At 42.0% G+C, this 24625-nt stretch carries 24 protein-coding genes and 1 riboswitch; of the genes, 13 read left to right on the forward strand and 11 right to left on the reverse strand.

Going from position 1 to position 24625, the window contains the following annotated elements:
- Nucleotides 1–54 precede the first annotated feature (54 nt).
- Nucleotides 55–672 (reverse strand): TetR/AcrR family transcriptional regulator, encoded by a 618-nt coding sequence (locus BLS16_RS16470; RefSeq protein WP_092334764.1) that lies wholly within the window; start codon nt 670–672, stop codon nt 55–57.
- A 429-nt stretch (nt 673–1101) separates the two neighbouring features.
- On the opposite strand from BLS16_RS16470, the gene asnB reads away from it, so the two are divergent.
- Nucleotides 1102–2988 (forward strand): asparagine synthase (glutamine-hydrolyzing), encoded by a 1887-nt coding sequence (asnB, locus tag BLS16_RS16475; RefSeq protein WP_092334765.1) that lies wholly within the window; start codon nt 1102–1104, stop codon nt 2986–2988.
- 248 nt (nt 2989–3236) lie between these two features.
- On the opposite strand, the gene BLS16_RS16480 is transcribed toward asnB, so the two are convergent.
- The 4 genes from BLS16_RS16480 to BLS16_RS16495 all read right to left on the reverse strand — a co-directional run bounded on the left by BLS16_RS16480 (nt 3237) and on the right by BLS16_RS16495 (nt 7726).
- Nucleotides 3237–4526, reverse strand: coding sequence for a hemolysin family protein (locus BLS16_RS16480; protein WP_092334766.1), 1290 nt, complete (start codon nt 4524–4526; stop codon nt 3237–3239).
- 147 nt (nt 4527–4673) lie between these two features.
- Nucleotides 4674–5978 (reverse strand): hemolysin family protein, encoded by a 1305-nt coding sequence (locus BLS16_RS16485; RefSeq protein WP_092334767.1) that lies wholly within the window; start codon nt 5976–5978, stop codon nt 4674–4676.
- A 162-nt stretch (nt 5979–6140) separates the two neighbouring features.
- On the reverse strand, nt 6141–6620 hold the full coding sequence (locus BLS16_RS16490) for a hypothetical protein (protein WP_092334768.1): 480 nt from the start codon (nt 6618–6620) through the stop codon (nt 6141–6143).
- Nucleotides 6617–7726 carry a ParM/StbA family protein gene (locus BLS16_RS16495; protein ID WP_092334769.1) on the reverse strand — a complete coding sequence of 370 codons (1110 nt, stop codon included), beginning with the start codon at nt 7724–7726 and terminating at the stop codon, nt 6617–6619. The genes BLS16_RS16490 and BLS16_RS16495 overlap by 4 nt, the downstream gene beginning before the upstream one ends.
- Before the next feature lie 187 nt (nt 7727–7913).
- A riboswitch (cobalamin riboswitch) is annotated at nt 7914–8101 on the forward strand.
- A gap of 114 nt (nt 8102–8215) precedes the next feature.
- Between BLS16_RS16495 and cobT the strand changes: the two genes are divergently transcribed.
- The 9 genes from cobT to BLS16_RS16545 all read left to right on the forward strand — a co-directional run bounded on the left by cobT (nt 8216) and on the right by BLS16_RS16545 (nt 17352).
- Nucleotides 8216–9295 carry a nicotinate-nucleotide--dimethylbenzimidazole phosphoribosyltransferase gene (gene cobT / locus BLS16_RS16500; RefSeq protein ID WP_242876336.1) on the forward strand — a complete coding sequence of 360 codons (1080 nt, stop codon included), beginning with the start codon at nt 8216–8218 and terminating at the stop codon, nt 9293–9295.
- 27 nt (nt 9296–9322) lie between these two features.
- Entirely contained in the window at nt 9323–9964 is a 642-nt protein-coding gene (gene cobU, locus BLS16_RS16505) for a bifunctional adenosylcobinamide kinase/adenosylcobinamide-phosphate guanylyltransferase (protein WP_092334771.1), read from the forward strand.
- A complete protein-coding gene (gene cobS / locus BLS16_RS16510) occupies nt 9965–10699 on the forward strand; it encodes an adenosylcobinamide-GDP ribazoletransferase (protein WP_092334772.1) in 735 nt (244 codons plus the stop codon).
- A gap of 255 nt (nt 10700–10954) precedes the next feature.
- Nucleotides 10955–12580, forward strand: coding sequence for a spore germination protein (locus BLS16_RS16515; RefSeq protein ID WP_092334773.1), 1626 nt, complete (start codon nt 10955–10957; stop codon nt 12578–12580).
- Nucleotides 12581–12599: 19 nt separating this feature from the next.
- Nucleotides 12600–13787, forward strand: coding sequence for a Ger(x)C family spore germination protein (locus BLS16_RS16520; protein WP_092334774.1), 1188 nt, complete (start codon nt 12600–12602; stop codon nt 13785–13787).
- Nucleotides 13788–13796: 9 nt separating this feature from the next.
- Nucleotides 13797–14897 (forward strand): GerAB/ArcD/ProY family transporter, encoded by a 1101-nt coding sequence (locus BLS16_RS16525; protein ID WP_092334775.1) that lies wholly within the window; start codon nt 13797–13799, stop codon nt 14895–14897.
- A gap of 394 nt (nt 14898–15291) precedes the next feature.
- The gene (locus BLS16_RS16535) at nt 15292–16032 is read left to right on the forward strand and encodes a putative ABC transporter permease (RefSeq protein WP_092334777.1); all 741 of its coding nucleotides are present in this window, start codon (nt 15292–15294) and stop codon (nt 16030–16032) included.
- A 13-nt stretch (nt 16033–16045) separates the two neighbouring features.
- On the forward strand, nt 16046–16582 hold the full coding sequence (locus BLS16_RS16540) for an HD domain-containing protein (protein WP_092334778.1): 537 nt from the start codon (nt 16046–16048) through the stop codon (nt 16580–16582).
- A 119-nt stretch (nt 16583–16701) separates the two neighbouring features.
- Nucleotides 16702–17352, forward strand: a complete 651-nt coding sequence (locus BLS16_RS16545; RefSeq protein ID WP_176786208.1) for a TVP38/TMEM64 family protein — start codon at nt 16702–16704, stop codon at nt 17350–17352.
- Nucleotides 17353–17356: 4 nt separating this feature from the next.
- Here the strand turns inward: BLS16_RS16545 and BLS16_RS16550 are convergent, their stop codons facing one another.
- Nucleotides 17357–18043 (reverse strand): SGNH/GDSL hydrolase family protein, encoded by a 687-nt coding sequence (locus tag BLS16_RS16550; protein WP_242876337.1) that lies wholly within the window; start codon nt 18041–18043, stop codon nt 17357–17359.
- A 71-nt stretch (nt 18044–18114) separates the two neighbouring features.
- Between BLS16_RS16550 and BLS16_RS16555 the strand changes: the two genes are divergently transcribed.
- Nucleotides 18115–19080, forward strand: coding sequence for a cation diffusion facilitator family transporter (locus tag BLS16_RS16555; RefSeq protein WP_242876338.1), 966 nt, complete (start codon nt 18115–18117; stop codon nt 19078–19080).
- A 77-nt stretch (nt 19081–19157) separates the two neighbouring features.
- On the opposite strand, the gene BLS16_RS16560 is transcribed toward BLS16_RS16555, so the two are convergent.
- Complete coding sequence (locus tag BLS16_RS16560) at nt 19158–19775, reverse strand: DUF6789 family protein (protein WP_092334781.1); 618 nt, start codon at nt 19773–19775, stop codon at nt 19158–19160.
- Between the two features lie 187 nt (nt 19776–19962).
- On the opposite strand from BLS16_RS16560, the gene BLS16_RS16565 reads away from it, so the two are divergent.
- Nucleotides 19963–20148 carry an aspartyl-phosphate phosphatase Spo0E family protein gene (locus BLS16_RS16565; RefSeq protein WP_092334782.1) on the forward strand — a complete coding sequence of 62 codons (186 nt, stop codon included), beginning with the start codon at nt 19963–19965 and terminating at the stop codon, nt 20146–20148.
- Nucleotides 20149–20189: 41 nt separating this feature from the next.
- On the opposite strand, the gene BLS16_RS16570 is transcribed toward BLS16_RS16565, so the two are convergent.
- The gene (locus tag BLS16_RS16570) at nt 20190–21938 is read right to left on the reverse strand and encodes a cell wall-binding repeat-containing protein (RefSeq protein ID WP_092334783.1); all 1749 of its coding nucleotides are present in this window, start codon (nt 21936–21938) and stop codon (nt 20190–20192) included.
- A 429-nt stretch (nt 21939–22367) separates the two neighbouring features.
- On the opposite strand from BLS16_RS16570, the gene BLS16_RS16575 reads away from it, so the two are divergent.
- Entirely contained in the window at nt 22368–22886 is a 519-nt protein-coding gene (locus BLS16_RS16575; protein WP_092334784.1) for a rhodanese-like domain-containing protein, read from the forward strand.
- 57 nt (nt 22887–22943) lie between these two features.
- Here BLS16_RS16575 and BLS16_RS16580 read toward each other — a convergent pair whose 3' ends face one another.
- The 3 genes from BLS16_RS16580 to BLS16_RS16590 all read right to left on the reverse strand — a co-directional run bounded on the left by BLS16_RS16580 (nt 22944) and on the right by BLS16_RS16590 (nt 24609).
- Complete coding sequence (locus BLS16_RS16580; protein WP_092334785.1) at nt 22944–23405, reverse strand: C-GCAxxG-C-C family protein; 462 nt, start codon at nt 23403–23405, stop codon at nt 22944–22946.
- Between the two features lie 83 nt (nt 23406–23488).
- Nucleotides 23489–23899: a hypothetical protein gene (locus BLS16_RS16585; protein WP_092334786.1), complete on the reverse strand. Its 411-nt coding sequence runs from the start codon at nt 23897–23899 to the stop codon at nt 23489–23491.
- A gap of 14 nt (nt 23900–23913) precedes the next feature.
- Nucleotides 23914–24609 (reverse strand): YdjY domain-containing protein, encoded by a 696-nt coding sequence (locus BLS16_RS16590; RefSeq protein WP_242876339.1) that lies wholly within the window; start codon nt 24607–24609, stop codon nt 23914–23916.
- Nucleotides 24610–24625: the final 16 nt, after the last annotated feature.

Genomic DNA, 24625 nt, shown 5'->3' on the forward strand with positions numbered 1-24625 from the left:
GGCATTAAACAAATACTGTTCCTGCAAAGAATTTAGAAGGATCGCTGAATAGACTTATGTAGCTTTAGTGTCTATTAATCCCTCTAAAAAGATCTTGGCAGCACTTCTGCACAACCTCTCAATCTCCACCGGAATCAGCTCTCCTTCGAGTCTGCTTTGAACCACAAAAAGACCGATAAGGGATTCAACGTACATAAGTGCGGCAATAAAAAAGTCATTTTCTTTAAGTATTCCTTGGTTATATAACTCTCTAAGTTTTTCCTCGAGTATCTCGATTACCGTTTTAAGGGTATTGGTTACATTTCTGCTTAATTCGGATCTCTTTTTCGATTCTATAATCGCAACGATTAATACCCCTTTACTCTCGACAATGCGTGAATATAGTTCCATGCCAAATTGAAAGAACATTTCTTCAGGACATAGTTCACTTTGAACAATACTCTTAAGTCTTGAGTGACTATGATAGGTAATTTCCTTGGATATTTCCAGAAAGATGCCTTCTTTACTTTTAAAATGCCTAAATAGGGTGGCCTCATTGACACCTGCTGTTTTAGCAATCATTTTTGTAGTAGTCCCTTTGAATCCATTCTCCATAAACAACTGTCTGGCTGCTTCAATGATGTTCAGACTAAGAGTATTGTCTTGAGGATTCTTTAGTTCAGGATTTTCCATGAGCTAGACCTCCCATTTAAAGTGGTAGCATGAGTGCAAGTATGTACTTGCACTCATGCTACCACTTTATAGTTAACAATTCAAGGTATATTTTTCCTACTTACCTAAGTGTTTTTATCAATTGCGAGAAACCCACTTCTTCTATGAGGTTGTTCGGATTTCCACTTCGATGTTAGCATCCCCTACCGAAGCCCCGATGTTCAGCTTTAGCTGAACCAGTTCACTGATGTCCTTCCAGTAAAAAAGACCTTGCTTTTGAAGTTTAAGATTCTGTTAATACTATAGTAGCTATTATTGTTTTATAACTCAAATTCATCACAAAACCTAAAAAACTTAATATGATTATAGAAGGCTGGAACCCTTTATCCCTCAAAGACATAGATTGGTTGTAGTTGATAATGGTTATCAGACAAAAGGAGGACATATAACATGTGTGGTATCGTTGGTATGGTAAATTGGAGGCAGGATCTAACTCAACAAAAAGAGGTCCTAGTCAGTATGACTAATACCCTAATTCCTCGTGGTCCTGATGCAGAAGGGTATTGGCTTTCTCCACGTGTAGCGTTTGGACATAGACGACTAATCGTGGTGGATCCCCAAGGAGGTCTTCAACCCATGATTCGTCAACGGGGAGAACATACGTATACACTTATCTATAACGGTGAGCTCTATAACACACCTGAGATTCGTCAGGAACTTTCAAGTCTTGGTTACTCCTTTGAAGGCCATTCCGATACAGAGGCAGTATTATTGTCCTATATGGAGTGGGGGCCTTCTTGCGTGGAGCGTCTCAATGGAATCTTCGCCTTTGGAATTTGGGACAGCAGAGAGCAAAACTTATTTGTGACGCGAGATCGCTTAGGGGTTAAACCCCTCTTTTACTCTGAAAAGGCCGGCTCTCTTATTTTCGCTTCCGAACTAAAAGCTTTATTGAAACACCCGGACATTTCCCCCACCTTAGGGCAAGAAGGCTTATCCGAGATCTTTCTCGTTGGTCCGGCCCGCAGTCCCGGGGTAGGTGTTTTCGAGGGCATTTCCGAATTGAAACCCGGGCATGCACTTAAGTATTCTGCAAATGGTCTAAGTATTCATAGGTATTGGGCCTTACCTAATAATATCCATGAAGACGATTTAAATACTACGACTCAAAAAATTCGCGAGCTTTTTCTCGATACAGTAAAACGTCAATTAGTTTCAGATGTCCCTATTGGAACCCTACTTTCTGGAGGCTTAGATTCCAGCGCCATCACAGCCATAGCCGCGGTGGCTCAAGCAGAAAATCAAAAAGGATCACTGCCCACCTTCTCGGTTGACTATGCTGATAATGACAAATATTTTCTGCCTAATGCCTTTCAGCCCGGTGCCGATGGACCTTGGATAGAAAGAATGTCCCAAGCCTTTAACACTCAGCACACAAATTGTAAATTTAATATACCGGAACTGGTTGAGTCCCTTAAAGACTCTACCCTGGCCCGAGATCTGCCCGGAATGGCCGATGTTGATGCCTCCCTACTGCTCTTTTCCCGAGAAATCAAGAAGAGAATTACCGTGGGCTTATCCGGAGAATGTGCCGACGAAATCTTCGGAGGCTATCCCTGGTTTCATCGGCAAGAATCCCTGGAAGCCCAAACCTTTCCTTGGGCTCTTCACGTAGAAAACAGATTGCAGGTACTATCCCCTGAGCTGATTGATCGTCTCCAACCTCATAGCTACTTAAAGAAACGTTATGAAGAGGCACTGTCAGAGATTCCAAATTTGCCGGGCTCTGGCACGATTCATCAAGACAGTCGAACTCTATCCGGAGAACTACAACGGGAAGCCCGAATACGAGAAATCAGCTATTTGACCATAACTCGTTTCATGCCAACTCTCCTCGATCGCAAAGACCGCATGACCATGGCTACGGGCCTGGAGGTGCGTGTCCCCTTCTGCGACCATAGGTTAGTTGAATACGCCTGGAATATTCCTTGGGAGATGAAAGCGATAGAAGGCAGAGAAAAAGGACTCCTTAGACATGCGCTGACGGGCATCTTACCCGAAGATGTACTCTGGCGCCGTAAAAGTCCTTATCCGAAAACCCATCATCCCAACTATCTATCCTCTGTTCGCACTTGGCTCCAAGAAATTATTGAAGACAGCGCCTCCCCCATTCTTCCATTTCTCAATCTCTCAGAACTAAGAAGTTTAATGAAGCTCTCGGATACAATTCCCTCCGGTCGCCCTTGGTTTGGTCAATTAATGGATATTCCCCAGCTTTTTGCCTATCTAATCCAGACCAATTTCTGGTTAAAAGAGAACAAAATCCAGTTCAGCTAAGAGCAGTATGTTAATAAAATAGAAGGGCCTGCAATAACTTACAGGCCCTTCCTAAATAGAACTTTCTAACCAACTTCTTTTTTCCCTTAGGCAACCAGAATCTTTCGATTTTTCCGCCTTAATATCTAACTGGGACTTTGGGCAATCCAGCAAGGGTGAGAGGCATCCCTTCCTCCCATTTGGCAGACCTAATATATCAAATTTGTGTAATACAGAGGCCAAATGGTGCATCGATGCACCATTTGATTTTAGCCTTTTGTCTCAAGAGGCTTTCTGAAAGCCTTAACTTTAGTTATTCGAAATCCGATAACCTCCATTACTTCAAACACAACACCCTCAAAACTAATTTTATCTCCCTTGACGGGCTTACGCCCTAACCTGGAGAAGATGTATCCCCCAATGGTAGTAACAGTTTCTTCCTCTAACTCAATATCGAGCATTTCAGATACTTCTTCCATTAATACTCGTCCATTAATAAGATACTCGTTTTCAGCTAGTTTTTGAATAGAGGGTTGTTCCGACTCAAACTCATCATATATTTCTCCCACTAATTCTTCCAACATATCTTCAATCGTGACCAGCCCTGCACTTCCTCCGAATTCATCAACAACCACAGCCATATGAGTGTGCTGGCTCCTCATTCTCTGGACAAGATGTGAAATTGGCATACCCTCAGGTACTGCCAGAACATCTCGCTTAATCAGCAAAATATCTTTCTCGCCCGACTCTTGCAGTCGGAGGATATCTCTCATATGGACTAAACCAACCACATTATCTTTATCATCATCACACAGCAAATATCGAGTGTGTCCATAGTCTTTAATGGTTTGAATAATTTCCTCGAATGTGTCCTGGAGGAAGACGCATACCATATCCTGGCGGGGAACCATTACTTCACTAGCATTACGATCTGAGAATTCAAAGACATTATCCAGCAGTTTTCCTTCGAGTTTATCTAAATAGCCGTGTTTTTGACTGGCATCAACCAGCATTCTTAATTCCTCTTCACTATGAGATAAGTCAGCCTCATTGGCTGGTTCGATTTTCCAGATGCGCAACACAAGATTAGCTAAGCCATTCAGGGAGCGAATAACAGGATAGCAGATCCAATAAAAGGCCTTGAGAAACCCAGCGGTAGCAAGTGCTGTAGCTTCAGCCTTTTGGATGGCCAATGATTTAGGAACAAGTTCTCCTAAAACAATGTGCAATAAAGAAATGATTGAAAAAGCAATCGCTATTGAGATGGTATGAGTATAGAGCATATTCCAACCGGCTATCTTAGCAAACAATGGTTCAATTAACCTTGCGATTGCCGGTTCGCCAATCCAGCCTAAACCTAAAGAAGAAAGGGTAATGCCCAACTGACAAGCTGAAAGATAAGCATCAAGTTGAGAAGTAACATCCAGGGCAGTTTGAGCTCTTGGGGAACCATTCTCAGCAAGTTCAGCCAAACGTGTCTTTCTTACTTTGACTAAAGAAAATTCTGCCGCTACAAACAGCCCATTTAAACCCACTAACAAAAATGCGATTAAAATCATTATGATACTCCAAAGCAGACCGTCGATGATTGATTTCCTCCTTTTAATTTCAAAACAAAAAATTTATCTATACTTATTTTTCTAAGATATTGCAGCTATTATACCCATTTATTTAGGGATAATTGTGAAGCTACCCTGAATTTGCGGTTAAACCGCCTCGTGAACATCCGGCAACTCACTCGCTTTAGTCTCAGGAAGCTTTCTCTTCACTAGGACTTTTGTGATTCTAAAGCCTAAAACCTCCATAACTTCGAAAAGGAAACCGTCAAAATATATGACATCCCCCTTAACGGGCTTCCTGCCAATTCTAGAAAATACATATCCTCCAATGGTTGAAACAGTTTCTTCCTCTAACTGAATGTCCAACATTTCCGAGACCTCTTCCATGAGAACCCGTCCATTGAGTACGTATTCGTTTTCGTCGATTTTTTCGATTGGCGGTTGTTCTAATTCAAATTCATCATAGATTTCGCCAACTAACTCTTCCAACATGTCTTCCAAGGTAACCAGTCCCGCTGATCCGCCAAATTCATCCACTACTACAGCCATATGCGTTCGTTGACTGCGCATCCTCTGGACAAGATGAGAAATCGGCATACCCTCCGGAACTGCCAGGATATCCCGCTTAATCTCAGCAATATCTTTTACACCGGTCTTTTCCCGCAAACAAATAATATCTCGCATATGCACTAACCCCAGGACATGATCTTTGTCGTCATCACATAAAGGGTACCTGGTATGCCCGTGTTCCTTAACTATTTGAAGAATTTCTTCAAAAGTATCTTGAATAAAGATGCAAACCATATCCTGGCGAGGAATCATAACCTCACTGGCAATCCGATCCGAAAATTCAAAGACATTGTCCAGCAGCTTACCTTCTAATTTATCTAAATATCCATGCTTCTGACTAGCATCGACTAACATTCGAAGTTCTTCTTCACTATGGGACAAATCAGCCTCATTGGCAGGTTCAATTCCCCAAATGCGCAACACGATATTGGCGATGCTATTAAGGGTCCAAATTATTGGATAGAATAACCAATAAAAGAATTTCAAAAAGCCTGCACTTGCCAGGGCAATACTTTCTGCATTTTGAATCGCCAATGACTTAGGCACTAATTCTCCAAGCACAATGTGTAAAAAAGAGATAATTATAAAGGATATTGCTATGGCTATGGAATGAGTGTAAATTACATTCCAGCTGGCCACATTGATAAACAAAGGCTCAATAAGAGTTGCAATTGCGGGTTCACCCAGCCAACCAAGACCTAACGATGCCAGGGTAATTCCCAATTGACAGGCTGAAAGATAAGCATCCAGTTGTGCAGTGACATCAAGTGCGCTTTTTGCTCGACGTGAGCCGTTATCTGCAAGTTCTGCCAAACGGGTCTTGCGAACTTTGACCATGGCAAATTCGGCAGCTACGAAGACACCGTTTAATCCGACTAACAAAAAAGCAATTAAGACCTTTATGCCACTCCAGAGCAGACCGTCTATGATTTTTCTCCTCCTTTAATATCTAAAAACCTAATTATATCTATTTATTTATCTATATATTTATCTATTACCGTTATTTGTACTTATGCTAAATAAGGGGAATACATTACCTATGGTTCATTTTACTGATTTTCCCCCGGTTTCTTTTTCTCTTAAGAAACTCAGAACGGTTTCATCCTCTTCAATACCGATGATATGCTTCATCATATACTCGTATCCTGAGATCGAAGTACTTACTTGGCTGTTAATTGAACCAGCCGGTTTATCCTCAGAAGTTGAACCCTCAGTTGTAAAAAATAACTCTTCTAAAGAAAACATTATCTCTGGTTCTGGTTCAGCTTCAGCCTCTTGCTCATCTATTTGGGGTTGCTCCTGCAAGGAATCCACATTCTCAAATTCAGGCACATCTAATGATAAGGTATGATGAGAATTATTAAAAGGCTCTTTCCACTCCTTTTGAACTAAAACTTGTTTTAAAATTTCCTTAATAAATGAGCTCCTCTTCTCCGGATCAATTTGTTGAATGGCCAGCCAAAGATCCTCCTCTGCAGATTTATCAAAATACAGAGGGATAAATAAGGGTTGAAACGACATCATTCGGTTACGTCCGACTTCTTGGTAATATTATTGACCAAAGTGGCAGCCATAATCCGAAAGCCTGTAGCATTGCCAAATTGAGGATCTTCAATTAGATTTTTATTTTCCATTTGAATATATTCATAAACCATTTCCCCTACTTTTCCGGCAACAATTACAGTATGCAATTTACCGAGCATCGGTTTCAGAGCCTTTTTCACTTCGCGAGTAATATCCGTCCCCAACTGGGTCAGCATACTCTTCATAATTGGATTAAGATTGATGGTTCCATTATTCCAGGGATACAGACCACCATTAACCCTGAAAATTTTATCCAGCTCTTTATCATCCGTTTCAAGGGGATTAGCATGACTGCTGGTCATTTCTTTAAGCTTTTCAGCGACACCAATATAAGCCCACTTTAACCCTTTTTCAATACTAAAGGAGTTGGGAGGATCGAGCATGACTCCATCATAGAAAGTAGCAATATCAGTGGTCCTAAATCCTGGGTCAATGACCACCACATACCCGCTAAACAACTTAGGACTAGTCGGTATCCCATAATCATTCAGAGTCTCCTTAATGAAAACACCATAGCTTTGGGGAAGTACACGAGAGCGCAAAATGTTCAGCTGACGGGTCATTCCTTCCAAGGGCCCGGAACGGAACTTGACTGAAAAAGATCCTTTTAACTCTGCTTCGTATTTGTCCTTGAGGGATGCATAATATTTAACTGGAACACCCGTTCCCAGGTAGACATTCGCTTTGGGACTCTTTTGAGCAAGGGCTAAAGCGACCACCAATAAGGCAGTAGCTTCTTCATCGGAGGATTTGTCCTCGTCCCAACAATAATGGGCTTCGTTAGGATTTAAGCTTTCCGCTAAACTCCCCATAAAATAATGCTTCTCTACACCCGTGGAGTTATTCTTAACAATCACGTCCAAGGATGCTATTTGAGTTTGTAAATCAGACCCCTTACCTATTAAGGTATTACCTAGTGTTGAAAAAATTCGTTCATTGCCTTTACAAATGACAGCGGGAAATAATACCTTTGTTTCACCTGTATCTAGTTTAATCGCCCCAAATCCAGGATCCGCTCCAGCTACTAAGATATCGCTTTCAAACACACCGGTTCCTCCTATTCGCCAATAACAGTCTATTTTCTCTAAAACAGTCTATAAAAATTAAAAAAGTACGTGCTTACTAATACCTACCATTATATACGAAGGAAACACTCTTGTAAAAATCTGTGTCAAGGAATTCTCTAATATTTTCCTTGAGATTCAAAAAAAGTTGTGCTATTCTAAAATAAATTAATATCCTACATTTTAGGTGCCCCTAAGGGAGAATAGGGAAGTTCGGTAAGTTATTACTATAACAAATCCGACGCGGACCCACCACTGTATTCGATGAGCTTCGTTAGCCACTGGTTTTTCCGGGAAGGTTGACGAGCAAAGCAATGAATCGATAGCCAGGAGACCTGCCTAAAGATGTTTATGTCTTTCCATTATTTTATGGGAAGCAGCGGTGATGACGGTAAAGTCCCGACTACAGTTTATTTGTGGTCGGGACTTTTCTATTTCAAAAAACATTATAAAATAGGGGGAGGAAATTATATGGAAAGCTTCACCGAAGAACAACTCTATACTCAATTACAAAAACTTATTTCGGACATCGAAGGTCTTGACCAAGAAGCAATGGATCAAATTCAAGGGCGTTTAGATTCTCTTACAAAGCCCCAAGGAAGTCTGGGCCAGTTAGAACATATTGCCAAGCAACTTGGTGGGATTCAACGGACCTCCAAGCCGAAAATTCACAAGAAAGCCGTGCTCACAATGGCAGGAGATCACGGTGTCGTTGAAGAAGGAGTAAGTGCCTTTCCCCAAGAAGTAACTCCTCAGATGGCCTATAACATCATGAATGGCGGCGCGGCCATCAATGTCCTAGCACGGCAAGCAAATGCCGAGGTCTTTTTAACAGATGTGGGTATTGCCTTCCCTATAGAGGGACAACTTATTCATAAACGCGTAGCCAATGGTACAAAAAACATGACTAAAGGTCCGGCAATGTCCCGTCATGAAGCTTTGCAGGCTCTCCTGGCCGGTGCCTCAGTGGCAGAGGAAAAGATCCGTGTAGGCTACAACCTCTTTGCCACCGGTGAACTGGGAATTGGCAATACTACCCCCAGTTCTGCCATTGTCGCATTATTAACTAATTCTCCGATCGAAGAAGTTGTCGGACGTGGGACAGGCATTGACGATGCTGGAATCATAAGAAAACGCCTGGCTATTGAAAAGGCCATTGAAGTCAATCAGCCGGACACCTCAGATGCCCTAGATGTTCTTAGCAAAGTCGGAGGCTTAGAAATCGCCGCAATTGTCGGTTCCATCCTGCAAGCTGCTGCCAGCCATGTTCCCATTGTCATTGATGGCTTTATCTCCACTGCCGGGGCACTCATTGCGGCCAAACTTGCTCCAAAATCCATTGCTTATATGATCCCTTCTCACGGTTCAATGGAAATAGGCCACCGTAAAGCTTTGGCCGGTCTGGGCCTCGATCCTGTGCTTAACCTTAATATGAGGCTTGGCGAAGGAACAGGTGCGGCCTTGACCTTTTATTTCGTAGAAGCAGCTCTTCGTATCATTGAGGAAATGGCTACCTTCGCCGATGCGGGAGTTAGCGAAAAATCCAGCTAATATTAACTACGGGGAGTCGATAAACCTATGTCTCAGTTTACACTCATCACAGGTGGTGCTCGGAGCGGCAAGAGTTCTTTTGCAGAACTTCTTGCAGCTCAGGACAATCGTCCGGTTATATACATTGCTACAGCCCAAATCTGGGACGGGGAAATGGCTATTCGAGTTAAAAAACACCAACAGCAGCGTCCCTCCTCTTGGCGGCTCATCGAAGAACCCTTGGAAATAGGGCAAACCTTAACTCAACTTAAAGATGAGGAGGGAGTCATCCTCCTTGATTGTGTCACTCTTTGGCTTACAAATATGCTCCTAGCCGGACAAGCTGAACACTCAAGTCAGGAAGCAAATGGATCAGCCTCAACTCCCGATTCCCCAGACCAATCCCATCTTTATAACCATGTAGAGCCGAAAGTTTTGGCTGCGGTTAAAGAAGTTGCCGGTCTGGCTCAAGAGATTAAACCGAAGGTCATCTTTGTCAGCAACGAAGTAGGACAAGGAATAGTCCCCGAAAATCCCTTAGCTCGGGCCTACAGGGATTTAGCCGGACGAAGCAATCAGCTATTGGCCAGAAGTGCTGACCATGTGTATATGGTTATTGCCGGTTTACCTATGGATTTGAAAACCTCCGGCGAGAAGCTGCTTGCTTCTCTGCACAAGGGGCGATTATAAATGCGCGGGCTTCTAATTGCTCTGACTTTTTTCACTCGCATCCCTTTACCTGTTCCCCAAGACATCACAACAGAGGAATTTACACGCAGCTATCGCTTCTATCCCCTGGTGGGGTTGATCATTGGTCTGCTCCTCTGGCTGTTGGCCAAAGCCCTTATTCCATATTTTCCACCCTTGGTTATAGGGGCTATCTTGTTAGGTGCTGAGTTAATGCTCACCGGAGGAATCCACTTGGATGGTTTCATGGACAGCATGGATGGCTTATTATCCGCTCGAAGCCCCGAGAGGATTTTAGAAATCATGAAGGATAGCCGAGTTGGCGCTCATGCCTCTATGGCTTTGGTGGGCTTGCTGCTCTTAAAGTTCAGCTTACTGGCCAGCCTGACTCCCTCAATGTTAAGTATTTTGATTGTTATGCCCATGCTGGCGCGCTGGGTTTTTCAGATAGGAGTTATTGCCTTTCCTTATGCTCGCTCTCAGGGACTAGGCAAAGGATTTCACGAAGCTTCCCAGTGGGTTACTTTCCTGCTTGGCGGGGCAGTCATATTGGTTATATCCTTTTACCTTCTTGGTTTAGCCGGCCCGGTTGCCTTTGGGGTATCGGCCATAATAATCACTCTAATGTCTTCGAGAATTTCTGCTCTCTTAGGGGGATTAACCGGGGATCTCTATGGAGCCTTTATTGAACTCTCTGAGGTTATCTGCTTGTTAGTGGCTTTCCCTTTCCTTAGGTGATTCTTTAAGGACAAGGATCTAATAAATCCCTTTACAGTTACTAAAGCAATTAGAAGGCCTACAGAAACCGGATATAGAAGCGTTAAGGTTTAGGGACTTTGTCCCCTAATCTTACGCTTTTTTTATTTTCATAATTAGCTCCCTATCCCAAAGCCATAAATAAGTTTGAATATAATGGTTAATATTAACTAAAGGGCTTAGGCAACTAAGAAAGTAAGAACTACTTTCTGACTAATATAGAAAGGGATGGGGGTAATGCTTAGTTATATACTTAGCAAGCTGAAATTTTTGAAGCTGCTTGGCCAAAACTATAAATTGAGCCAAAGTAATTCTACAGCTTCTAAAGACGAAAAAAACACAACCAGTCACCTTTCTGTAAGTCTTAAAAACAACCTGGATCTTTTCAAAGAAACTATAGGCAATAATTATGATGTTGTGATTAGAGAGTTTACGATTAATATGCAAAAGCAAGTCGATGCAGTACTTATATATTTTGCAGGAATGACAGATCCAAAAATAGTTAACGAGAGCATTCTAAAGCCCTTAATGTTTGAATCACAGCTGGAGAAGAACACTCTTGCCTCAAAACTTGATATTATCGAAATCATCAGAACCACCATGCTTTCAGTGGGAGAAGTGAATAAAAGAAACACAATCAACGATATCGTTGATAGTTGCATGGCAGGTAACAGTATTTTATTAGTTGATGGTTGTCCTGAGGCCCTATTAATCATGACAGCCGACTGGAAGTCGCGCAGTGTTGACGAGCCAAAAACTGAATCTGTCGTTCGTGGATCCCGGGAGGGTTTTGTTGAAAATCTCTTGACGAACACTACCTTATTAAGGCGCAAAATAAAAAACCCTGATCTAGTCTTAGAATCAATGAAGATAGGTCAAAGAACAAGGACAAATGTTTGTATTGCTTATATAAAAGGCATCGTAAACCCCTCACTCATCGACGAAATCAAGCGCAGACTTAACAATATTCAAACCGATTCGATCCTAGAGTCGGGTTATATTGAGCAATTCATTGAAGACGCTCCTTTCTCAATATTTGCTACCGTGGGTAACACTGAAAAACCCGACTCTGTAGCGGCCAAAATCCTGGAAGGGCGAGCTGCAATTTTTGTAGATGGTACTCCCTTTGTGCTTACTGTTCCATTGCTTTTAGTGGAAAACTTTCAAACCTCTGAAGATTATTATTCCAGGCCGTATTTCGTCAGCTTTATCCGCTTAATCAGGTATATGGCTTATCTGATTAGTATTTTAGCTCCGGCTACTTATGTTGCTTTAACAACCTTTCACCAAGAGTTAATTCCAACCCCACTGCTATTTAGTATGGCCTCGGCTCAGGAAGGCGTTCCTTTTCCGGCAATAGCTGAGGCCGTAGGTATGGGCATTATATTTGAAATTCTTAGAGAAGCAGGGGTTAGATTGCCTCGGCCTGTGGGGCAAGCAGTAAGTATTGTCGGAGCTCTGGTCATTGGCCAGTCTGCAGTGACAGCAGGCTTAATTGGAGCACCCATGGTTATTGTCGTAGCCTTAACTGCAGTAGCTAGTTTTGTTGTGCCGGCTCAAACAGACTCCGGGGGAGTATTGCGGATAGTCTTTGTCAGCCTGGCGGGGTTTGCCGGAGGTTTTGGTATTATGATCGGTCTCATCGGACTCTTCATTCATCTGACTTCCTTGAGATCCTTTGGAACTCCCTATCTTTCCCCGATAGCTCCCCTTAGTGTTGCCGATTTAAAAGATGCCTTTATCAGGGCACCCTTATGGACAATGATAACTCGTCCCAGCTTTATCGGCAGTCAGGATCCCAAGCGCAAGGATTTTCGTCTAAAACCCAGTCCTCCCTCCGAAAAAGAAAGTCAATCTGAATAATAATAATTTAGGAGTATTGATGAAAAGTGTAAAGAAAGCAGCAGCCCTACTGACAACAATCTTAATTCTTTCTTTAGGTACTAGCGGTTGTTGGAATCGTCGTGAATTGCCAAGTTTAGGAATTGTCATGGGGGTTGGTATGGATAAGAATGTGGATTCCGGCAAATTGGAGGTCACTGCCCAATTGATCAAAACTTCCGAGCTTAACTCAGGTAGTTCTGAGGCAGATAGTTCAGGCGGTGGCGGAGGTTCTAGTGCTTATTGGAATCTCCAAAACACCGGGGAAAGTATGTTTGCAACAGTTCGAGGTTTTACCCATAAATCAAGCCGTAAATTATATTGGCCTCATAATCAGGTTATAATCTTTGGTCATTCTCTAGCTGAAGAGGGAGTCCTAGAATACCTGGATTTCTTTGTTCGAGATCAGGAAACTCGTCTGGAGGTGTATATGCTCGTCGCCGATGACAACGCCAGTGATATCTTGGATTTCCAACTAAAGCTGGAGAAAATCCCTTCCGTCGGCATCTCCGAATTAATGGAATCCCAGTCCGCAAACTCTCAAACATGTGTCACTCAACTAAACGAGTTTGTCACCCGTTTAATGAGCCCCACAACAGCTCCTGTCGCACCGATTATAAAAATAGAAGGGAAAGGGGCTAACAGCGAGTTGTCTGTAGAAGGTACTGCTGTCTTTAAAAAGGACAAATTGATTGGTCAACTTACCAAAGAGGAGACACGAGGACTGTTATGGACAATTGATAAGGTAAAGAGTGGAATCATTGATGTCAAGTGTCCAGACTGCTCAGGAACAGTGAGTTTAGAAATCACCCGCTCCAAAGGCAAAATCACCTCTCAAATAGAAGACGGTAAGCCCTCAATCACCATTGAAATCGAAGAAGAAGGAAATATTGGCGATCAATCTTGCGATGCTAACTTAGTGGCCCCTGATGCAATTGAAAAGTTAAAGAAGCAAGTAGAAAAAGCTATCTTAGAGGAAGTAGAATCAGCTTTGAAAAAATCCCAAAAACTAAAGGCTGATATCTTCGGATTTGGAGAGGTATTTCACCAGAGGCACCTAAAGGAATGGACGAAGATGAAAGATGATTGGGATGAAATCTTCTCCAATCTTGAAGTAGAAATTATCGTCGAAGCCAAAATACGCAGATCCGGAATGATCGGGCGACCGGCAACACCAGCAAAGGAGTAAAAACTTTTAATGATACTTGAAAAAGGACAAATTTCCAGTGCTCAATTATTTTTCTTGGTCAATTGTTTTATCCAGGGAGCACTCTTGCCTTTAAACTTTGCCTACCCAATTTCTAAGCATGATACTTGGCTGGCTGTGATAGCGGCTATGATTATTGGCTCAGTAATAGCTTTGGTCTATATTTCACTAGCCGGTTTATTTCCCGGCCAGAACTTAGTTCAAATTAACGATCTTATTTATGGCCCCTATCTGGGCAAGTTCATCTCTTTACAATATATCCTTTTCTTTCTAATGACTCTGTCCGGCTATCTTTGGTTTATTAGTGACTTTGTACTGACATTTATTATGCCGGAAACTCCGATCAGCTCCATTATGATCATGTTTTCCTTCATATGTGCCTGGGCAGTTCGTCAAGGTATTGAAGTAATCACCAGAATGAGTGTAGTTTTTTCTGTTATCCCAGCATCAATTGTCTTCATCACTTTTGCCCTGCTGCTCAAAGATATGGAGTTTACAAACTTGTTGCCCCTTTTTGAATCTCCCCCGGGGGACTTATTTCAGAGCACCCATATTATTATGCATATTTCATTTTCTCAAGTACTGGTCTTTTTAATGGTTATTCCCTATGTCAACAAGCAAGGCCCTTCTAAAACTCCAATCTTATTAGGGATGCTAAGTGGGGGAATGGTAATTTTAGTAAGTTCAATCCGCAATATCGCCGCCCTGGGCCCCCTTAGCGGGATAGTTACCTCTCCTTCACTTGAGGCAGTTCGCTTGATCAATATTGGAAAAATATTAACACGGTTAGAAATACTTGTAGCAATGGCTGAAATACTCTTGCTGTTTATCATTTCTTGTGTTTTTTATTACGCAACGGTGTTAGGACTAGCCCATATATCCAAACTACGCACTTATGTACCACTCGTTGTCCCGATTGGTATCCTAAGTATTATATTATCTCTTTTATCCTATGAATCCAGAATGCAAGTTAGCCATTCGATCATGTATATCACTCCCATTGTCAGCCTGTATTTTTATATTGTCCTGCCCTTCATGTCCTTAATTGTAGCGAAACTGCGCAAGTTACCTAGAAACAAAGGAAGGAACTAATTAACGATGCTATTTCTAATAGTTTGCGCTTTCAGCGGGGTTATCCTTTTTGAAGTCCCTAGTTTGATCAGAAACAAATATTGGCGAGAATTGGTGGTGTTTTCAGCTCTTCTATCAATCTCTTTTATCATAGTTGTATTGCAAACTTTAGGTTTTCAACTCCCCAGCCCTGCTAAAGGACTTGATTATATTGTTGAAAATGTTCTCCACTTAAACTATCATTAGGGCTCTTGTCTTAAAGATTGATACTTACTCAGTACACATTTACAACTTAATAAATCCATATTATTACATATATAAATTTATCTAAATTTACAAAGAAACCTATATGCAGTAAACTATAGTATAACCTTAATTCCTCATAAGGTTGTTTAGTAACTCTGAAAGGGTGACTATGCTGACAAATTATATACTTACTTTTTCCATTTATGCTTTTGCCGGCTGGGTCACGGAAACCATCTATCGTTCCTCCATCCAAGGCAGGCTTGTGAATCCTGGGTTTCTTAGAGGACCATTCCTCCCGATTTATGGATTATTTGCAACTTTGGTCATTTGGACTTCAGCGCTATTAGGCAACGTCTCCTGGCCCTGGCAATATGTCTGGTTTGTCTTTTTATCGACTCTGCTGGAATATGTGGCGGGTTGGTTCTTTGAACGTTTCTATCACTTACAGCTTTGGGATTATCACTCTACTCCTTTAAATCTGCACGGACGAATAGCGCTTCCCTTCAGCTTACTCTGGGGTGGATTAGGACTTGTGTTTTACAATATTATTAATCCAACAGTTCAACTGCAACTCCAACTCACTCCCGCTCCAGTGCGTACTGTTTTTGCGCTTATCATGTCTGCCTATGTTATTTGGGATTTAATTGACTCCTCTTTGTTGCTTCGTCGTTTAGAACACTTTGTTACTGCCTTCCATGAACATTATGATCGATTGGAGCTGCCGACCTTTCATATAGCCTGTTCTCCCTTTTATCGACTCTTGCATACCTATCCAAAAATGCGCCACACTTTACATGAGACGATGACCTTACTCTATGCTAAGCAAGAAGCTTTGGAACACTTTCTAAAACTTCAGCGTAATAAATTCTACAATCCCGATGAGGAAAGGGATACTCACTCACTTGATTAGGAGGGTGAAATCATTGAGTCTATCTAAGCATGTGGAGGACATTTTAAACCACGAGGAATATCAGCAGTTAGGGCAGTTTACCCACCATAGGCCCTTTACAACTCTTGAGCACTCTCTCCGGGTTGCCCAAATAGCTTATAATTGGTCCATCCGACTTGAAGATAAAGTAAATCTTGATACATGTGCTGTCACTCGGGGAGCCCTCCTTCACGACTTTTTCTTGTACGATTGGCATAAACTCAGACCGGATGGATCGCGATGGCATGGTTTTCGTCATCCAAGAATTGCCTGTCAGAATGCAGAACGGTGTTTTGAACTCAGCGAAAAAGAAAAGGACATCATTTTAAGTCATATGTGGCCTCTTACTCTCCGCCTACCGCGCAGTAAAGAAGCTTTTCTCGTTATGTTTGCCGATAAGATGGCCTCGATTCAAGAATTTCGCTGTAAATTCAAGAAACAGCTTCCTCCCTCTGAGAGATACACCTCTCTTCACCTTATCAAACATGGTAAGCTCGTCCGCCTGAAAACATCACCTGCCAGGCCCCAGTAACATGTGCACAACAATAGTACCTTCGATAGTGCCACGGACACTTCGCGAAATTAACACCATATTGAGTAGACAGCGGCATGCCTTTGATAGCATGCCGTTTATTTAAGGAAGGTGAACTCTTGACCAAGAAAGTTTTTTCATTCTTTACTCTGGTAGTCTCCTTAACATTTGTGGTTTTACTGTATCCTAAACTCCAAAATCCCTCTGCTTTTCAGGAGCTTATTACCCAATGGGGATGGATTAGTATCTTTGTGGATCTATTCATATTAATGCTTCTGGCGCTCTTTCCTATAGTACCCTTTGCCTTAATTGCCGGGGGGAACACCCTCATTTTTGGTTGGATTAACGGTTTTCTCCTCTCCTTGGTAGGAAGTTTGCTGGGGGCCTCATTGGGTTTTTATTTATCCCGTAATCTGGGACAAGAATGGGCCCAGCCAAAGATTGCGAGGCTGGGAAAATGGGCTAACTTAATTGAAGGAAATAGCTTTTCCATTATCCTAATTTCCCGACTAATTCCCATTCTACCCTCAGCTGCAGTCAACTATGCTGCAGGGTTATCCTTAATGACTTTTCCAAAGTTTTTACTTGCCTCGCTTCTCGGAAAAATCCCGATGATTGTTTGGGAATCTTGGATAGGGCATGACTTTTGGCAGATATCTAAGCACCCTAGTCGTTTCTTATTCGCGATATTGATTGGCGCGCTAATTTTTGGATTAGCAAGCCTCTATTTCTATTTTTCGTCAAAACGTTTCGATAATCTATCTCAGTGAATAATTAGTATCGTGCAAAGGCCTTAGCAATCATCTGATAACCTGCCGCGCTGGGATGTGCATGATCCCTGCCGATAAATATTAGTTCTTTGCCCTTAATCTCACGATCTAAATTCACAACAATAAATCCATAACTTTTTGCCCACATCACAATCATAGCATTAGCAGTGTCGATAATGCCTTGAACGAGGGAGTAATAATTGGCATAGGGTCCTGCCGGCAAGGGATTATAGAGGGTCGCTACTTTTATAATTGCATATGGATTGAGACTCCGAATTTCTTGTCCGATTTGCATAAGAGTTCTGCTCATAGTTCTCTGAATAATGGGCAACTGAGATGTCTTTATAGGTTGATTGGGATTGCCAATAAGCCGGAGCAGATCGTTAGAACCGATAGTTAGGGTAATTAAGAAGGCATGCCTAATCGATGTTCTCAGGGTGGGATTAGTACGCAATTGATTAAGCAAACCACTTGTTGTCAAACCGTTTAGGCCAAGATTAAGGAGTTTTAAGTCCGGGTTATGCCTGCGCAGGAAACTTGCGTATACCATAGGAAAGGAAAAGGGACTTTCAACTCCATACCCTGCAGTTATTGAATCCCCCAAGGCCAGATATAACTTCAATAAGATCACCGCTTTCAATACTTTGAATCGAATTATTATAAGGTATGTTCGCTTATTCTTCTCTGTCACGACTTTAAGAATAAACCTTTCAACTTTATGGGAAGATAATGCGAAAAGCATTGAATGGTGAGGATTTTATAATGAAACTATTGGAACTCATTAAAAAGGGCAACGCCTCCTCCTTATACGCTGTATTAGGCAACCTCTTCTTGGTAGTTTTCAAAGGAATAGCTGCCTTCTTAAGCGGCAGTGGGGCGATGTTTGCCGAAGCGATGCATACGGGAGCAGACGCAGTTAACCAATTATTTGTTTTTATCGGCAGCATTCTAGCCGAGCGAAAGCCGACTACCCGCTTTCCATCCGGTTTCGGCCGGGTCATTAATGTATTTTGTATGGGTGCGGTAATTATCATTACTATCCTGGCCTATGAAACCATTCTTGAAGGAGTTCGTTTGATTCGTAATCCCGTGTCGATTGGGGGCCTATGGCTTATTGTTCTTAGTCTGGGAGTTTCAATCGCCATTGACGGATATGTCTTATTTAAAGCAATGCATGAGATTCTTAAAGAAACTCGAACTGAAGGAAACGGATTCGGCATAATCGCCAATGCTCTTAAAAATGTAAATCGTGCCTCTCCTGCAACTCGTCTGGTTTTTTATGAAGACCTGGTCGCCACATCCGGGGCCATACTGGCTTTAGTGGCAATTCTTGTCTCCCACTTTACTCCAATTAAAGTCATGGATGGTATTGCCGCCATTATCATTGGGCTGATGATGGGGGGCGTAGCCTTCCGAGTCGGCTACGACAACATGGTTGGACTCATTGGTGTGTCCGCTCCAAAAGAGGTAGAAGACAAAGTATCTCAAATTATCTTTTCAGTACCGGAAGTAACAGATATTAATAAAATGCGCATCCTTCAGGAGGGACGTTTTTATCACGTCGAAAGCTACATTGAACTAGTTCCCGGCTTAACTCTGGCCCAAGCAGATGATATTAAGCTGAAAATACGAGATTTATTGTTAGCGTCCGAGGATGTTACAGATGTTACCTTGGGAATCATTGAGGACACTGGGGTTAGAGATTGGCAAAAGATATCGGCTAAATGAAATCAGATACCTCACTTGAGGTATCTGATTTCATTTAGCAAGGAAATTTTTCGGGTAGCTTCAGCAGCTACAACCATTTAATGAAACCTCACTTCATTTTCATAATCATCTAAAAGTTCATCACTGGGATCAATGCTACTCTGAGACATTTCGGTTTCTTGTTTAGCCCTGATTTGCTTTTTACTGGCATTTGGAAAAACTGCCTTATCCGTGAGAAAAACCATAGTTGCCGCAGAAGAAACGCCATATACAAGGTTGTCAATTAGTGTAGTCATGTGGGTTCTCGCAGAATAGGCCTTTGTTCTGAAAACTCCATATCTTAACCCAAATGAATAGAGAAGTTCCCAAGTAAATGTACCATAAACTGCTCCCTTAAAAAGATAATTATCCTTCCCGGTTTTCTTCAGAACTGCAAATAGCGGAATACCCATAATTGAGCCTGTAATCAGGTGTAGTATCTCTCCGAAAATTAGATTTTCTTTAAATATTAGTCTAAACGGTCTCATCAGAACAGATCCCGCATATTGAGCATATGTCTTTTCGCTGACCCCGGATTTCTTAAAGATTATGTTGCTTAGATCCATAGCAATAGTTCCCACCAGACCACTTAAGAAACCAATCGGGATAGAATCTTTCATATTTCTGCTGACATTCATATACTTTGCAACCCTATTGAAATTATCGAGTGCTTTCATGTTACTAGCTCCTTTCAATGCTTTCCGCTTAGCTTTTGCTAAATAACTAAAAACTATTTGAAAGGAATTAGTTAATATATGCCAGCTTAAGAGAATCAACTCTGATGAAATTAACACAGCTAAATTGAGATTTGAATCACACTTTCCCCATCCAATTTCTGCTATTATCTCCTTAAAAGAGGAGGGGATGAAAATATCAAAAGATTTGAAGATTTTACTGGCGACTATTGAGGATCTGCGCAAAGAACTCTGCTACACTGTGAGGCAAGGTAAAAGCATTTCCGATCCCTCCGTTATTAAGTTAAGTCAGAATCTCGATGAAGAACTAAATAAATACTATAGAATCATTATGGGCGAGGCACAAACCGGATAATCTTAAACAGCAAATCGGCCGCATTAAACGGCCGATTTGTATTATTTTTCGCTCTTTTCATAAAGTTGAAAGGTTAGGGAGTTTTCAGCAACGATACTACGAATCAGAATAGGAACCTTTCTACTGTTTCTAAATTTAAAATCGAGGATTGGATAACTAACCGTTGCATCCTGACCGGAAGGAACATAATCTACGGGGAGAGAATGAGGGTGCCTTTCAACAATTTGCAAATTGGCTAGAGTAACGGCATTATAAAGTGTCGAGGATACTTGACATACTCCGCCGCCAAGCCCCGGGACGAAAGCATCTCCCACGATAACCATAGCCTCTTTATAACCGGCTTGGACTGTCCGCTCACCAACACTTTTGTTAAACGAAAAACCTTCTCCCGGTGCTAATAGTTTCCCATCGAGAGCCTTGGCAGCGAGGCGAAGGTTCTCTGTTCGATTTAGATGACTAGCATTAAAATAAGTCGTGTATTGGGCAATTGGGATTGACACCGGTTCTTTGACCGTAAGATTAAGTTTAATGTTTTTACTATAGCCATCGACAATTCCCGCATAGATTAGCAATCCTATTTTGCCAGTATCCACGAACTTAGGATTCCACTGAACAGGCACCTCAATAACTTCACTGTTGTATAGCCTGGCTTGAAGGGTAGTTGGCAAAGAGTACTCTTCTTTTTGAGTAACGGCAGCAGAGATATCATTTATAGAATGGATACTCGTCTCTCTGGCAGCACCCCAAATCAAGTCTTTTGAACTTTTTATTATCTCATCCTTCACAACTCCGCTGCCGCCAAAAGCGACCAGCCTTGGGTTTTGGATATTTGCATAACGTTTCGCAAAGTAACTCGCAGTAGGTTTAGGCAATGTGGGGACCGAAGGGTCGATAAATATAATTGGATTTCCTGACTTGGCTGCCACGATACTCCCAGCTAGAGCATCGGCAAACCCGTACCCAGTTGCTAGGTAGATGGTTGAAGGATTTGGTGCGAAGGTTTCTGCAATAGCCACATTTGTATCAAACCTGGTTTCTCCCATCAATCGTTGGATACTCGCTTGTGGCAGGATACTTGCTATTTCCGATTTGACATTATCAGAGATCACCCCTGCTCCCCCAGCTATGTATACTTGCAAAGGTTTGTTTTCTTGCAGGAATGTCTTTATCCCTTGAGGCAGTTCACCATGGGGGGATAAAAGAATCGGCCATCCTTTATTTGCCGCAAAGCTAGATATACTTAAGGCATCGGCATATTGTTCGCCGGAGGTTATAACCACTGTGGACATTAGCTTATCAAGGGAACAGGCAATCTGATAAGATGTATCATATCTGTCCAGTCCAGCAATTCTGATCACGTTCGTAAATCCAAGATCATTAAGTTTAACCTCGAATTCTTCGCCGATAATTCCGGTACCGCCAATTAGATAAACCGTGCCACTTTTATCAAGATGTTCTGTGCAGAACTCAAAGGCATCTTTTGATTTTTCCACTGCAGAATCAACTAAGAGTATAGGGGCCTCCTTCTCGTGAGCTAAGACACTTGCAGATAATGCATCAGCAAAATCATTGCCCGTTGAGAGTATTACGTTCTTAGCTTTACCCACGCAATAATATTCAGAGATTATCTTAGCAGTCTCAAATTTTGTTAGCCCAGACAGCCTGTCCACTTCGGCTCTTTCTGATTCTTCAGCGCCTGAATCCTGCTCAATTGCAACTGCATATCCCGGTCTACCAAACATAATACAGCTACATAAAATAAGGATTAAGGCAACTATCTTTTTGCTCATTCTATTCTACACTCCTTCTATTCTGATCTTGATAATTATCTCATGCTTAAGAAGTGAAGCATGTCGAAAGGAGCAGCGTACTATTAACTTTTAATTAATAACAGTGTCCAATCGGAAAGAATTGCCAAATATGCCGTCAAAACAATGGCTGGATGCCAGCCGCATGAAAAAGTACTAATAGATTTGCTGTAAGTTTAGGGGAATCATGAATCAGAGCAATACAACACGATGACGCTTATACTGCTACAATCAGGTCGTAAAACAGAAGTGAAGCCTTCAGTGCTCAGTTATTCTGAAGGAAATCACCAAATACATTCTATATTGGTTATAATAACTCATAATAAATATTGAATAACATATTGGAATTTGTTAACACCTTATATATAATGTACTAGGAAAGAGACTTGTCAAAAAAGAGGAGGTTATTTGATGAAACGGAAATCCCTTGGATTAATGATTGTACTTATTCTCTCAATCTTTGCTTTTACGGGATGCTCCCCAACTGCCAGCAAGGTAGGCACGGCACCTGATGGAAGTGAAATCGCTATTGAAAAAGCTACTATGAAGTTCATGAAAGATACTCAAGCCGGCGGCTATAAACTTATTTCTACTGAGGACTTGAACAAATGGGTTAATGAAAAGAAAGCCCTGATAATTATTGATACGATGCCTGCAGACAGCTTTGCGAAAGGACATATCCCCGGTGCCGTCAATGCGGAGCTTCCTAAGACCACACTTGCTGATGCTACCAATGAGCAAAAAGCAGCTTTTATCAAGCTGCTGGGAGAAGATAAGAGTAAAACCATTGTTGTCTACTGTGGATACGTTGCTTGTGCCAGAAGTGACGTGGGAGCAGTTCTCGCTAAACAACAGGGCTTTAGCGAGGTATATAGACTACCAGGTGGCATCACAACCTGGCAAGAAGCTAAATATGACGTTGCCAAGTAAATAAGAAATACCTCCCGTGGCTAAGGCCTCGGGAGGTATTTGTTTCTAGTATAAAAATTAAGTTATTTTTTCGTTTAACGGCTGCAAGTTCTCCCACTCTTTAACGAGTATGGCAGTTGCACCCTCGGTCACTCGAATACAACCCTTTTTGCTGATTCGATCAAAAAACGATTGCTTTTTTCGCAATACTGCACAACATGAAGACTTGTACTCTTGTTTAAAACTTGAGTGTAACCGCTTAGCCAGGTCTTCATCCTCGGGTAAGCCATATCTTTCTCGAATAACTCCGGAGGCCAGAACTATTCCCACAAGTGCCCCACAGGTACAGCCATTGCCCATTCCTTCTTTAAATAGTTTAGCTGCAAAAAACATGTCTGAGCTTAGCTTAAGATTCCATACTTCATTAGCGGCGGTTAATACGGATTCACAACAGTTTAGACCACGCTGCATGGCTTCTCTAGCTATATCCGGCCCGCTTAATCCTTGTACCCTAATTGTCGGAACGTTTATTTCTTTCATGTCCCCTCCCCCATCACTCAGTTCTCTCTCTCCGGAAAAAATCCCCAAACATTTGTAGAATAATTGCTTAGTAGCGGGAGGTTCTATCCCGAAATTTTACGTTTAAGGACTATAGCAACTAAAATACTCCCTAATGTTAAGAGGCTAAAGATAAGATTAGCAACTTGCAAAGATATATCAGGCATTAAGAGCCCTTCCCTGATGGTGTACCCCGTTAGGATTTTGAGCGACGAAATTTGGGCATCGCCAATACCTAACAGCGAGATAAGCATAGCCAGCAGGGAGATACTCGCCACAGCTAAAGGGCGTTTAATCGTTCTAAGCAAGCCAATGCCTATGCCGATCCCTACTCCCACCAGAATTGCCAGGCCAGTGTTAAACCTAAGCTCCAGCCAAGTCCATTGGGCGAGGAGAAGGGCAGCCACAAAGCCAAAATTAAATCCTACCAGTCCTGAGCCCAGGACATTTAACCATTTCCTTTGTTTAGTATTCATAGTGTATATCTCACCTATTTAAGCTTAAAGGTCACAACTACAGGCGTTCCATCCGCTGGCAGAACCTCTTGGTTTCCTTTAAATTCAGCTATTTTGTTGTCAAAATCTTTCGTTGGATGAGCAGCATTACTGGTAATACCCACGGGACAACTATCTAAGCAGAGAATACAGCCCGTGTTTTTAGCTTTAGCATTTTCTTGGTTGCCACCAAAACGGAAATCAAAGCCTTTTTTCGTTGAATCAAGAATCCCATCTCCAAAAGGAATTTCTTTTCCTGCTCCTGCCCAGGTGATGGAGACATCCAGGGGATCACCTTCGACGGCCACTCCAACGGAATCAAGCTTTAAGTTGTTCCCCGGTTTGGCACCGATATCGACTAAGCCGTTATAGAAGTCGTTTTGATTTCCCCAAGCTTTTAGCACAGATTTTGAGCCGTTTGAACCATCTTTAAATACGACACCGTGACGGGTTGGTTCAACAAAGTACTTGCCATTCACTTCTGTGTAGACCTTGACTGTTTTAGCCTCTTTATCAATAACAATCGGATTCGTTTGGCTCACTATTAAGTTGGAACCAGCGGAATCCGCCGGGGGCGTAGCAGAATTTTTGGCTGATTCATTTGAACCACAGCCACTAAGGGAGGCGATAATACCTACTGAAAGAACCACTGATAATAAAACCTTACTCATTTTTAGTGTTTTGTTTGACATGAATTTCATCTTGCAA

This window comes from Desulfosporosinus hippei DSM 8344, from assembly GCF_900100785.1.
Classification (GTDB): Bacteria; Bacillota; Desulfitobacteriia; order Desulfitobacteriales; family Desulfitobacteriaceae; genus Desulfosporosinus; species Desulfosporosinus hippei.